The following is a 12,552-nucleotide window of genomic DNA, read 5'->3' as shown; positions in this document are numbered from 1 at the left end:
CCTTCACGGTTCCTTCCCCAGGGGATCAAGTCCGACTGCCGCCCTCAGGCCCAGCAGGGCCACGCCCAGCGCATACCGGCTGCGCGCCAGGGCCACCTCCGCCTCGAACAACCGGAGGGAGGCATCCGCCAATGTCAACGCCGTGGACAATCCCTGGCGGTAGAGAATGCCCTGCTCCTCCGCGTTCTGCCGCGCCGCGCGGGTCGCCAGCTCGCTCTGGGTGAGCGCCGCCCGCGCGTTCTCCAGGGCCACGCGGGCCCGCTGGATGTCCACGTCCACGCGCCGCGTGCCCGCCTGCTGCTCCAGCTCCGCCGCGCGCGCCAGGGCCACCCGCTCACGGCGCTCCGCGTAGCGCTCACCGCCATCGAAGAGGTTCCAGACGAGGTCGGCCGACAGGAAGCCATCACCGGTGCGGCCCGTCAGGCCGCCTTCATTGGTGAGCCGGTACGTCGCGGCCACGCCCAGCGAGGGCAGCAGTCGCGCCAGCGGCTCCAGCGCATTCGCCTCCAGCGACTCCACCCGCAGACGCGAGGCGAGGATGTCCGGGCGGCGCTCCACCGCGCCAGGGATGATGGAGTCGTGGGTCGCGAGCGGCCGGGCCGCGTCGTCGAGCAGGGTCTGCGGCATGACGAGCGCGCCCTCCACCGACTCCACCAGCAGATAGCCGAGCTCCAGGCGGCTCGTCTGCGCCAGGTTGCGAGCGCTGATGAGCTCCACCTCCGCGGTGGCCACCTCCACCTCGGCGCGCGTCACGTCGTTGGTGCTCGCGAGCCCCCCCTTCGCCCGGGCCGACGCGTCCGCGTGCGACTGCTTCGCGAAGGCGATGCGCTGCTCGGCGGCCTGGAAGACCTGCTGCTCCTGGAGGGTGATGAGGAAGGCGTTGGCGGCCTCGAACGAAATCTGACGTCGGGCCTCCACGGCCTCCAGCCCCGCCGCCTCGCCGTCCAGGCGCGCGGCCCGGTACAGCGGGAAGCCGCGCGCGTCGAAGACCGTGACGCGGGCGACGATGTTGGCGCCGAAGGCGTTGTAGCGCTGGAGGACGACCTGCTGCCCGCCCACCTCGCGCGTCGACTGGTTGGAGCGGCGCGTATAGGTGCCCGTCGCCGTCAGCTCCGGGAAGAAGAACGCACGGGCGCGCGACAGGCGAGCGTCGGCGGCGGTGGCGCGCTGCTGGGCCGCGAGCGCGGACTCGTTGCGCTCGGCCGCCATCGACACCGCTCGCTCCAGCGTCAGCGGCGCGCTGTCCGCGGGAGGACTCGCGGGCGCCGCCGTGCCTGGCGCGACGGGTGCGGATTCCGCAGCGGGCCGTGCGGAATTCGCAGCCTCGGGTGCGGAATCCGCAGCGCCGCGCGAGGGAGTGGGTGCCACGGGTGCATCGCTCTGGGCCGCCTGGGACTCGGCTGGAGACAAGGCCAGCCAGGCACAGAGGGGCGCGAAGAGGGCGGTTCGAACAGGGGACATGAGCGAGGAGGCGGGGCTCGGGCCAGATGGGTGACGGGGTGGCGCGCGCTGGGGCCCGACGAGCGAAAGGATGCACCCTGCGACGGGGGCTTCTGGACGATGGCCAGCGCGGCGGTCTATGGGGGAGTTCCGGATGTCCTTGGGTTCTACGGCGGTACGTCACGACAGCGGGCGCCGCGACGCGGCGGGGAATGCACGGGCGATGCGTTTATTCCAGGTGGGTGTACTGCTGCTGACACTTGCGTTGTCGGGTTGCAAGACGGAGACCCCCGCCAGCGCGCCCGCGCTGAGGGTCTTCATCACGTATGCGACCTTCCGGCCAAAGTGCCTGACGCTCACGGTGGTGGACGTGCACGACGCGTCGCACACCGCATCGGGCGCGGTGCCAGTGGACGAGGAGCGACTCAGCGACACGCGCCTCGGCGTCATCCAGGATCATCCGGGATGGAGTCGTGACCTGCGAGTGACCGCCGTGGCGCACGAGGGCTCGTGTGCCGGGCCCGTCATCGCGAGCCAGTCCGCGGAGGCCCGGTTTCCGACCCGGGATGTCACCGACCTGGGCCTGGACCTGCGCGCGGAGGACCTGGACGGCGATGGAGCCTTCGCCGCGAAGCCGCCCTACCCTGGCACGGACTGCGACGACACAGACCCGGCCATCCACCCCGGGGCCACCGAACTGTGTGACGGTGTCGACAACAACTGTGTTGCAGGAGAGAACGACGCCCCGCGCGAGACTCCGTTCTGGCCGGACGCGGACGCGGATGGCTATGGCGATGACGGGGGCCCGCGGGTCCTTGCCTGCATCACACCCACGGGCTTCACGACGCGCGGTGGGGACTGTGACGACACGGCCGGCGACATCCACCCCGGGCAGGCGGAGTTTCGTTGCGACGGCAGGGACGACAACTGCGACGGCGTGGCGGACAGCGATGGGTTCTCCGTGGGCATGGCGTGCACGACGCCGCTGGGCTGCTCCGGGGTGCTGGCCTGCGCGGGGCCCTCCGCCTCCGCGTGCGCCAGCAGCGAGCAACCGGTGGCGTACTTCGCGGACGACGACGGAGATGGAGAGGCCGGACAGTCGGTGGGGCCCGGCTGTATGCCGCCCGAGCCGGGCGCGACGCGGGAGGACACCGACTGTGACGAGGGCTCCGCCCTGGCGCGACAGGGCCTCACCGAGCAGTGCGACCGCCTGGACAACGACTGCAATGGCCAGACAGATGACGGGGTGACGGGCTGTGCCTCGACGGCGTGGGATGCGCGGGAGGAGCTGGGTGACGCGAGCGCGCGGTTCGATGCGGTGGCCGTGTATTCGAGGAGGCACGGATGGCTGGCGGGCGTGGCGAGCCGTGTGCTTCACGTGGAAGACGACGCCGTCACGCCCGTGACGAACTGTGAGGGCGAGTGGAAGTCGGCGTGGGCCGCGAGCAATGGCCGCGTCTTCCTGGGCTCCCGCGCGGGTCGGTTCGCGACGCTGAGGCCCGGTGAAGAGGCCGAGCCGTGCGAAAGCTTCTCCAGTGGCCATGCCGGCGCCATCAACGGCCTGGTCGGCTTCGAGAGCCCCACGGACAACATCGTCACCCTGTATGCCGTCACCAGCCAGGGCCGCGTCCTGCGCTGGCGCTACGACGACGGAGGCGCGACGCAGGAGCAGCCCACGGTCCTCACGGAGGTGGCCTCCAACCTGAGGGCCATTCATGGCCTGGATGAGCGGACGCTGCTCGCGGTGGGCGCGGAGACGGTGGAGGGACAGCCCCGCCCCGTGGCCTTTCGTGCGCCGACGAGCGGGACGACGTGGACGAAGGAAGAGCTGGGCGTTTCGGATGCCACCGGCTTCCTGAACGATGTCCGGGTCCTGACGCCTCGGCTGGCGTATGTGGTGGGCGACGGCGCGCTGCTGTTGGAGCGCTCGCGAGACACCTGGACGCGACTGCCGTCACTGACGGTGACGGGCGGGGTCACGCCTGATCTCCGGGCCCTGGTGGCCTTCGGCCGCACCGCCCTCTACGCGGTGTCCTCGGAGGTGAACGACGTCCACTTCTTCAACGGGTCGACCTGGAGCACCGCCACGCAGTCGCCGGCGACGCTGAATGCGCTGGGTGGCTCGGGGCCCGGGGACGTGTGGGCCACGGGGCACCGCGGCACCCTGCTGCGCTGGACGCCGTGAGAGAGCGAGCCCATGGACCTGCGCGCTGAAGCCCTGACAGTGAGGCACGGCGCGCGGACGGTCCTCTCGGACGTGCGCTGTGCGCTGCCACCGGGGACCCAGGCGCTGCTGCTGGGGCGCTCTGGCGCGGGGAAGACGACGCTGCTGAAGTCGCTGGCGGGCCTGGTCCCCGCGTTTCGCGGGCAGGTGCTGTGGGATGGGCAGGACGTGGCGCGGCTGTCCTCCGCCGCGCGACGTGAGCGGCAGGCATCCTTCGGCATGGTGTTCCAGACGGACGCGCTGTTCGACTCGATGACGGTGCGGCAGAACGTGTTGCTTCCGCTCGTCCGGCGACATGTGCCGGAGCGCGAGGCCGAGGCGCGCGCGGACGAGGTGCTTCGCGCGGTGGGCTTGCAGGACGCGGCCGACACGCTACCGGAGCGACTGTCCGGTGGAATGAAGAAGCGCGCGGGCATCGGGCGGGCGCTGGCGGCGCGGCCCTCCGTGCTGCTCGCGGACGACCCCTTCGCGGGCCTGGACCCGGGGACGGCCCGGCAGGTGGCACGCGTGCTGTTGGAGGTCTCCCGGGGCGGCACGTTGATTGTCGCCGCACCCGAGGCGCCGCTGGACCTTCCCCTGCCCCGCTGGCTGTATCTCCGAGGTGGGCGGTTGGTGTACGACGGGCCTCCCGCGCCGGAGCTGGAGCGCGAACAGGACGAGGTGCTCCCGTGAGCCCACCGCCGCGCGTCGAGAGCCCCGGGCTGAAGACGGTGCGCGGCGCGGGGAGCCTGGGCCTGGGGGCAGTGCGAGGCATCGGAGCGCTGGCGCTGGTGGCGGCGCGCACGGTGCTCGGACTCCCGCGACTGGAGCGGCGCGAGCTGGCACGAGCGCTGGTGCAGTTCGGGTACGACTCCCTGCCCCTCGCGCTGGCCACGGCGGCGCTCGCGGGCGTCATCGTCGTGTTGCAGTCGGGGCTCTACATCCAGCGCTTCGGCGCGCGGGCGTTCCTCGGGTGGGCCGCGGGCTATGGAGTGCTGTGGGAGTTCGGTCCGCTGCTGCTGGGCCTCATCATGTCCGCGCGGATTGGCGCGAGGAACGCGGCGGAGCTGGCCACCATGCAGGTGAGTGGGCAGATAGAGGGCCTGCGCGGAATCGGCCTGGACCCCTTCGCCATCCTCGTGGCGCCGCGCGTGGTGGCGATGGAATTGAGCATGCTCGCGATGAGCACCTTCACGTTCCTGGTCGCCATCCTCTTCGAGTCCGTGGCGGCGCTCTTCACGCTGGGCCTGCCACTGCGAATCTTCTTCGGGACGTTCGCGCAGATGCTCAGTCCGCTCGACATCCTGGGAGGCGTGGTGAAGACGGGCGCCTTCGGACTGGCCATCTCGCTGGTGTCCACCACGGTGGGGCTGTCGGCGCGCGGGGGCGCCCAGGCGGTGGGACGCGCGGCGGCGAGCGCGGTGGTGCAAGGGTGCGCCGCCATCTTCGTCATCGACTTCGTGCTCACGCTGGTCCTCGCGGGGTGGATGGCATGAACCGGGTGCTGTCGTTCTTCGGAGCCCCGGTGGTGCTCTTCGCGCGCACGGTGCGGGCTGGGGCTCGCGAGGGCGTGTCCTGGCGCGAGTGCGCGGTGCAGCTCCACGAGTTGGGGGGGCGCAGCGTGTGGCTGGTGATGTCGGGCATGGCCTTCTTCGGCGCGGTGCTGGTGACCATCGCCAACAGCCAGGCGCGGCGGTTCGTGGGCAACGTGGCGGTGCTCGGACCGGCGTACTTCGAGCTGCTGATTCGAGAGCTGGGGCCGGTGGTGTCCGCGCTGCTGACGGCGTCGCGCGCGGGGGCGGGCCATGCGGCGGAGCTGTCCACCATGAGCGTGAACGAGCAGGTGGAGGCGCTGGAGATGTCCGCGGGGGACCCATATGCGGACCTGGTGGCGCCGCGCGTGGTGGCGGGGCTCCTGGGCGTTCCGCTGTTGAGCACCTTGGGGACGGTGGCCGCGACGCTGTCGGCGGCGCTGGTGGCAAGCCTCGTCTTCGGCGTGGACGGTCGGGCCTTCATGGACCCCAGGTATGTGGATGGCTGGGATTTGCTGGCGGCGGGCATGAAGGCCGTGGCGTGTGGGCTGTACATTCCCCTGGCGGCGGCGGTGGCGGGGCTGCGAGCCCGGGGTGGCGCGGAGGCGGTGGGAGAAGCCACGACGCAGGGCGTGGTGGCCGCGAGCCTGGGGTGTCTGTTGATTGACTTTGGTGTCTCCCTCGCATTCCAACTGCTACGCCTGTGAGCGCGAACGACTCCCCCACCCGCACCGAGGACACGCTGCGCTTCACGGACGTGTGCGTCGCGTTCGAGGGAGGTCGGCGCGTGCTGGACGGCGTGACGGCGGAGGTGTCGACGCGCGAGCTGACGTTCATCGCGGGGGCGAGCGGCTCGGGCAAGAGCGTGTTGTGTCGGATGGCGGTGGGCTTGTTGCAACCGGACTCCGGCAGCGTGGAGCTGTGGGGCGAGCGGGTGGACACGCAGCCGGAGCGGGAGCTGGTCCGGCTGCGGCGCCGCGCGCCCTATCTGGTGCAAGGCCCTGCCCTGCTCGACTGGCGGACCCTCCGTGAGAACGTGCGGCTGGCGGACCCGAAGGCCCCGGAGGACGCGGTGGAGTCGGCGCTGGCGCAGGTGGGGCTCTTGGAGTGGGCGGACCGGTTGCCGCCGGAGCTGGGGCCTGGGGCGAAGAAGCGCGCCGCCATCGCGAGGGCGCTGGTGTTGAAGCCGCGCTATCTCTTGCTGGACGAGCCGACCACCGGGTTGGACCGGCGAGCGGCCACGCAGGTGGAAGAGGTCATCGCGTCGCTGAAGACGCGGGGACTGGGAGGGCTGGTGGTGACACACGACTATCGACAGCTCAAGGGGCTGGCGGACCAGGTGTTGGTGGTGGCGGGAGGTCGGTGTGCGTACCTGGGGCCGCCGGAGGGCTTCCTGGAGTCCTCCGCGCCCGAGCTGCGGGTGTTGACGGCGCCGTTCATGGAGGGTGCGACGGATGGATGAGCGACGGTTGGAATTGAAGGTGGGCGCCCTGGTGCTGGCGGCGGTGGTGGGCGTGCTGGTGTTGCTGTGGTTGATGGGTGAGCTCAGCCTCGGGTCGTCCACGGTGCTCCCGGTGGACTTCGGGCACACGGGCAACGTGGTGGAGGGCGCGCCGGTGAAGCTGGGCGGCGTCCAGGTGGGCCGGGTGCAGGCGATTCGACTGCAGCCGGAGCGCAGGGATTCGAGCGGACAGCCCTTGCCCGTGCGCATGGAGCTGGCGGTGACACCGGAGTCGCTGGCGGCGCTGCGCTCGGATGCGCGGGTGACGGTGGCCTCGGTGGGCCTGCTGGGCGAGCCCTATCTGGAATTGAATCCAGGAACCCAGCCGGGAGGCAGGCCCGAGGGCGAGGCCTTGCGGGGAACGGATGCACCGCGTCTGGATTTGCTGGCGGAGCATCTCTCGAAGTTCGTGGAGACGATGTCTGGGATGCTGGAGAAGGACCCGGAGGCGGTGACGGGGTTGGTGACCAACATCTCGCGGCTTTCCAAGACGCTGGATGAGCTGCTCACGGAGAACAAGGGCGACGTGAAGGTGCTGGCCTCGGAGCTGGCGGCGGCGTCGAAGGACTTGAGGCAGCTGGCTCAGCTCGCGAGGGAGTCACTCCAGCCGGGGGGCAAGGCGGCACGGCTGCTGGACGACGCGGCGGCCTCGGCGGCGGTGCTGCGCAGCGAACTACCGGGACTGACGAAGTCCGCGGGGACGACGCTGGATGGACTGGCGGCCGTCACGGGCGAGCTGGGCCCGGAGGATGGGAAGCGCGTGAAACTGGCCTTGGAGAAGCTCACGGCCGCCGTGGGGCAATTGGACAGCATCGCGGCCCGGGCGGACCGCGTGCTGGCGAGGATAGAGGCTGGAGAAGGCACCGCTGGCGCCGTCCTCAAGGACCCGACGCTCTACAACGAGCTGCGCACCCTGGTGACGGACCTGCGCAAGCATCCGTGGAAGATGCTGTGGAAGGACTAGCGGACGCCAACCACGAGCCTCCGACAACCGCTCAGAGAGAGTGACTCAACATCCACGTGTAGATGTCATGACCCGCTGAACCGTTGTAGGTCTGGGACCACGAGTCGTGCCCCACGCCCTGATACAGCGTGAGCTGTGCGGGCGGGCTCGCCACCGGATTGCAGACGTTGTTCAGCTTGTTCACCGGGTCGATGGACCCCCACTGAGACACCGTCCCATCCGCCGTGCCATGGAAGGCCCACACCGGGACATTCCACATGTTGCAAATGGGAATCCCGTTGCCGTTCCCCGCGATAGGCACAATCGCCGCGAGCTTCTGCGGGAAGGCCACCGCGTAGGACCAGGTGACGATGGCCCCCGCCGAGAGCCCCGTCAGATAGATGCGGTTCGGGTCCACGCGATAGCGCGTCTTCGCGAACTCGAGGATGGCGTCAATCTCATTGTCGCCCCACCAGGCATTGAACCGCTGCGGCGAGATGAGGATGAACGGGAAGTGCCGGCCGTTCCGGATGAGCCGAGGCGGCGCCGTGACCGCCATCAGCTTCTCCAAGCCCGCCACCGAGGCCGTTCCATCCCCCTCCTGCCCCTGGCCCCCCAGGAAGATCACCAGCGGATAGCTCGCCCCTGCATTGTCGTCATAGCCCTGCGGCAGATACTCCCAGTAGCCGTAGCTGATGCCCGGCACCGTCGCCTGGGGTCGCGCGAGGATCTGCCCCTGCGCGGCCAACGCGCCCTGCGCGAAGAACAGGACACAGCCCAACAAGATGCGCTGCGATATCGACATGGCAACTCCTCTTCAACCTTGGGGGAGTCGATACTTTAGCCACCGAGTTGCACCACATCCAGCAATTTCTTGACTTGCTGCCTATGCCGATAAGCCAAGGTACACGCTCTACTGCCTGCGCAGCTCGATGGAATCCATGTGGATGAAGTTGGCGCCGTTCATCGCCGGGGCCTGGGTGTGGAAGCCCAGCTCCAGCGTGCCTCCGGTCACGGAGATGCTCGGCGTCTCCACCCGCGTCCAGGAGCCATACGTCCCGAGCGAGGTGAAGACCGGCTCGCACGAGACACACGTCTTCGCCTGGAGGCGCGCGAGCCCGAAGTCGCCGCCCTTTCGCACCCACGCGCTCACCTTGTAGCTGCCGGATGGAAGGCCGGTGATGACCTGGTACGTCCACGCCTCGTACGCCGCCGTGCCCCAGTGGGTCAGGTGATAGGCCCCGGACTGAGCCCCGTTGTACGTCTCGCTGAAGGCCGCCCACTCCGTGCCATTGGGAGACCACGTGGACCAGCCCGTCATGCCTGACTCGAAGCTGGGGTTGGTGAGCGGAACCGTCGTGGGCGTGGAGCCACCATTGAGGATGGCCTCCGCCTGGGCGACCTGGAGCGCGACGAGGTGCTGGAAGGCCTGGTCCAGTTCAGCCTGCCTCGCCGCGTTGCCGGCGTGCTGCTTGCGCTGCTGGTAGAGGGTGTTGATGAGCTCCAGCTCGCGCTGTGAATAGGGCACGCCCAGCCGCTGCTGGAGTGTGGTGAGGAAGCCGTAGCCGAATTCACGCGTTGGTTCGAGCATGGTGCCTTCGCCATAGTCGTTCCACGTCGCGAGTTGGATATGGCCGACACTGCTCCCGAGGGCCGCGTCCAGCGTCTGTTGGAACGAGCCCAGCCCGTTGTGGGGAATGCTCCAGGTGGGGCCATCCCAGCCGCCCGAGCTGTAGAACGTGTGGAAGCCCGGGTAGGCCACGCCCATCTTCAGGCCCAGGGGACGGTTGGCGTAGAAGTGATTCAGCCCCGCCATGAAGTCCGAGTAGATCCACGCGTACTCGCCGCTCGCGTTGGCGCCCGCCTCCTGGGACTCGTACCAGAGCGTGAGGAACGCCGGCTTGGGTGACAGCGAGGCGAAGAGGTTCGTCCAGTCCGACGGCGTCTGGAATGTCTGCGGACCGAAGTCGAGCAGCAGCGGTGCGTTGTTCACCCGGATGTAGTTGCCCTGGGGGAAGTAGTGGTCCCTCAGGTAGCCCATGTCCGCCCGCCCCGCAGCGAGCTTGTCGGTGATGATGCCCGCGTTCGCCGCGAGCTGGATGTTGTGGTCCTCGTAGACAATGGCGAAGTCCAGGCCCACCGCCGCGGTGCGGGCGATGAGGGCCTCGGAGTTCTGCTTGTTCTTCGGATAGTCCCAGGCATTCACCGTGCCGGGCCAGTCGATGAGGACGCCGTCCACACCGGCGTACTTCATCAGCAGCAACTGGTACTCGATGACGTCCTTGTCCCCGGAGGCATAGGGGCCAATCAGCGGGTAGTAGTGCGCGGCAATCTGCCGCCGGCCGGAGCCATCCACGTTGTTGGGGTTCTGGTTCGCCATCGTCCAGTGGATGCCCCAGGACCCATTGCCGGATGAGGCCTGGGTCTCGAACCACGGCATCAAGTGGGCGTAGACCTTCTTGCCCACCGACTTCGGCACACGCGCGGGCGCCAGGGCGAATACGGCCGAGGACTGCTCAATCCCTGACGATTGGACTTCTTCTGACTGCGTATCATTGCAGCCCGCCAGGACCAGGGCGACCAAGGCCACGCCAAGACCCAACCACTGACATCGCTTCATGGACAGTCTCCGGGGTGACGCGGGGGAGGCGGCACCCTACTGTCCTTGCTGTGTGGCCTTTCAAGCCCCTTGTCACGCTGGCGTTCAGGGCCCGTTGGTGTCCCTGTCCCTCAGCACGGCATAAGACGGTCGGATGCGGCCGGCGGTGTCATACCCCAGGGGGCTTCCATCCCAGGGCTCTGGCGCGATGATGCCCCGGTCCTGCATGGCGCAGTTGGCCGCCGTCGAGCACTGGTTCGCGGAGTTGTAATAGTAGATGCGGGTGATTCGCCCGCTCAGGTTCGGCAGTCGCAGGATGAACTTCGTGGTGTCTCGTTGGGACACGTCACCGAACACCTGCCCATCCGCGTTCCGGTAGAATGCGCCCACCTCTGTCAGCCAGATGTGCCCCACGTCCCAGCTCGCATCCAGCCCCCCGAGCCAGTTCACGAACGTCCGCGTCGTGCAGCCCTGGTCTCCCGGTACGCAGTGCGCACCGCTCGCCTGATAGCGATTGGCATCATGGTGCGGATGGATGCTCCACAGGTTGGGCCGGTGGCTCCGCAGGAAGATGCGATAGCGATCCCAGTACGGGTCGTTCGGCGTCGCGTCGAACTCCCCCGCCGCCACCGTGCAGTCCGGACAGATGCTCACGACGAGCCGGTAGTAGAACGCCGCCCTCAGCGGCCCGCAGTTCTCCAGGTCCTCACTGGCACACGTGGGCTGATCCAACGGGACTCCGCTCTGCAGGACGGAGTTCGGGAAGTTCGGCTCGTTCCAGGCTCCCACCAGGGTGATGGCCGGGTACGTCGCGTGGAATGACTCGAAGGCCGCGCGGAACTCCACGTCCGTGGGCGCCAGGAACTTCCCATTCGCCGCCTTGCGCAGATCGCTCGGTCCGAGCGTCACGTAGGGCTCCACGGCCTTCGCCGCCGTCGCCTGCAACCACGCCTCGAACTTCAGTCTCCGGGCGTCGTTCACAGGTCGCTGCGCCACGTCATAGGGCACGACGACTCGCGCCCGCTTCACGTTGAGCCCGCCCCAGGCCGGATGGGTGAACGTCTCCGCATCCGAATCCGAGATGCCCACCGCGAAGTCCACCAATGAGCGAGGGACTGTCCCCGCTTCCCCATGGACCTCCTTCTCGAACACCCCGTCTCCACAACGCATGACACTCGCCACGACGAGCGCCATCAACGGACGCCTCTTGCAACGCGATGGAATGGCCATGAATCCGAAGACCAACAAATCCCCACGCAAATCACAGACTCGTTGCCTCAGGCAATCAATTCCAATCCGCCTGCAATTCCATACGACAAATCCCAGGAAAGCGCGGCATCGGGAGTTCGAACCCCGGCCCCCACTCCAAAACCTCGACGCCCTCCATCGAAGGGCGCCACCACGGCTCAATCCCGGCATAATGGTTCCTCGGTCGACCGCTGGAGCCGTGAGTCGGTGAAGGCGGGCGACAGGCTGTCCTGGGAACCGCGCGCGCCATGTTCCGTCGTCTAGTGGTCGTCTTCGATGCCGGCTCGGAGTCCGAGGCGGTGCTCCACGCGGTTCGACGGCTGAGCGCCGCGCCCGAGGCCGTCTATCTGTACGGCCTGGTCCCCGAGCGCAGCGAGTTGGAGGCCCCTCCTCCCGCGAGCCTCACCGTCCTGGACCGGCTTCGACACGCCCTGCACGCCTGGAGCCCCACACTCCAGGTCAGTGGCGCACTCGAAACCCACCTCGATACCCGCTCACTCATCGAGGCCGCCACGAAGCACGGCGCCGAGCTCGTCGTCCTCGGTCCCCACCTCGACACGTCCCCTCGTGCCCGGGTCAGCGCCATGCTCACGCTCTCGCTGCGCGAGCACGTCCCCGTGCTCAACATCGGGAAGGCCCCCGCCACCGCGCCCAGGGCCCCGTCACGCATGGCCGTGGCCATCGCTCCAGATGGACGGGGACTCGGCTCGGTGGCGACCTTTCTCTCCCGCTGCGCCCTGCCCTCCGAGCTCATCGCCCTCACCACCGGCTCGGCGCCCGAGCAGACCTCGCACCTCCAGGCCCTTTCGCGCGCCCTGGGCATCACGCAGACGCTCCACGTCGAATCCCTCACCGAGAACCCCGCCGACAGCCGCGTGGAGGCCTTCGACGTCGCGGCGCTCCGCTCCGGAGCGGACCTCCTGGTCATCCCCGCCGACGCATTGGCCGACATGGAAGCCCTAAACCAACGATCTCGATTCCCGCACGACGTCAGGAGGCACGCCTGAGGTCGGCTCGACGCAGGGATGGACAGGCAGAGCGCTGTGCATTCCGCGCGTTGAGGTAGGCATGCACTCGCACCATGAG

Annotated in this window: 11 protein-coding genes; 7 read left to right on the top strand and 4 right to left on the bottom strand. The window is 68.9% G+C overall.

The annotated features are described in order from the left end of the window. Positions 1-3 precede the first annotated feature (3 nt). Positions 4-1,461: a TolC family protein gene (locus HUA74_RS36520; protein ID WP_141646131.1), complete on the bottom strand. Its 1,458-nt coding sequence runs from the start codon at positions 1,459-1,461 to the stop codon at positions 4-6. Between the two features lie 202 nt (positions 1,462-1,663). On the opposite strand from HUA74_RS36520, the gene HUA74_RS36515 reads away from it, so the two are divergent. From HUA74_RS36515 to HUA74_RS36490, 6 genes are read left to right on the top strand one after another with little or no spacing between them, the layout of a single operon-like run. Next, positions 1,664-3,625: a putative metal-binding motif-containing protein gene (locus tag HUA74_RS36515; RefSeq protein WP_174458277.1), complete on the top strand. Its 1,962-nt coding sequence runs from the start codon at positions 1,664-1,666 to the stop codon at positions 3,623-3,625. A gap of 12 nt (positions 3,626-3,637) precedes the next feature. Next, positions 3,638-4,336, top strand: coding sequence for an ABC transporter ATP-binding protein (locus tag HUA74_RS36510; protein WP_174458276.1), 699 nt, complete (start codon positions 3,638-3,640; stop codon positions 4,334-4,336). Continuing rightward, positions 4,333-5,139: an MlaE family ABC transporter permease gene (locus HUA74_RS36505; RefSeq protein ID WP_371817363.1), complete on the top strand. Its 807-nt coding sequence runs from the start codon at positions 4,333-4,335 to the stop codon at positions 5,137-5,139. The genes HUA74_RS36510 and HUA74_RS36505 overlap by 4 nt, the downstream gene beginning before the upstream one ends. Next, positions 5,136-5,882, top strand: a complete 747-nt coding sequence (locus tag HUA74_RS36500; RefSeq protein WP_141646129.1) for an ABC transporter permease — start codon at positions 5,136-5,138, stop codon at positions 5,880-5,882. The genes HUA74_RS36505 and HUA74_RS36500 overlap by 4 nt, the downstream gene beginning before the upstream one ends. After that, positions 5,879-6,637, top strand: coding sequence for an ATP-binding cassette domain-containing protein (locus tag HUA74_RS36495; RefSeq protein ID WP_371817362.1), 759 nt, complete (start codon positions 5,879-5,881; stop codon positions 6,635-6,637). The genes HUA74_RS36500 and HUA74_RS36495 overlap by 4 nt, the downstream gene beginning before the upstream one ends. Then, positions 6,630-7,640 (top strand): MCE family protein, encoded by a 1,011-nt coding sequence (locus tag HUA74_RS36490; RefSeq protein WP_174458275.1) that lies wholly within the window; start codon positions 6,630-6,632, stop codon positions 7,638-7,640. The genes HUA74_RS36495 and HUA74_RS36490 overlap by 8 nt, the downstream gene beginning before the upstream one ends. Before the next feature lie 31 nt (positions 7,641-7,671). Here the strand turns inward: HUA74_RS36490 and HUA74_RS36485 are convergent, their stop codons facing one another. The 3 genes from HUA74_RS36485 to HUA74_RS36475 form a co-directional block, all read right to left on the bottom strand. Then, positions 7,672-8,424, bottom strand: a complete 753-nt coding sequence (locus HUA74_RS36485; protein ID WP_174458274.1) for a dienelactone hydrolase family protein — start codon at positions 8,422-8,424, stop codon at positions 7,672-7,674. Between the two features lie 108 nt (positions 8,425-8,532). After that, the gene (locus HUA74_RS36480; protein WP_174458273.1) at positions 8,533-10,239 is read right to left on the bottom strand and encodes a glycoside hydrolase family 71/99-like protein; all 1,707 of its coding nucleotides are present in this window, start codon (positions 10,237-10,239) and stop codon (positions 8,533-8,535) included. Positions 10,240-10,323: 84 nt separating this feature from the next. Continuing rightward, on the bottom strand, positions 10,324-11,412 hold the full coding sequence (locus HUA74_RS36475; protein ID WP_174458272.1) for a hypothetical protein: 1,089 nt from the start codon (positions 11,410-11,412) through the stop codon (positions 10,324-10,326). A gap of 302 nt (positions 11,413-11,714) precedes the next feature. On the opposite strand from HUA74_RS36475, the gene HUA74_RS36470 reads away from it, so the two are divergent. Beyond that, on the top strand, positions 11,715-12,473 hold the full coding sequence (locus HUA74_RS36470; protein WP_174458271.1) for a hypothetical protein: 759 nt from the start codon (positions 11,715-11,717) through the stop codon (positions 12,471-12,473). The last annotated feature ends 79 nt before the right edge of the window (positions 12,474-12,552 follow it).

It is taken from the genome of Myxococcus sp. CA051A (assembly GCF_013336705.1).
In the GTDB taxonomy this organism is placed as follows: domain Bacteria; phylum Myxococcota; class Myxococcia; order Myxococcales; family Myxococcaceae; genus Myxococcus; species Myxococcus llanfairpwllgwyngyllgogerychwyrndrobwllllantysiliogogogochensis.
Note: the sequence above shows the minus strand (reverse complement) of the source record. Positions and strands in the feature narration are given on the sequence as shown.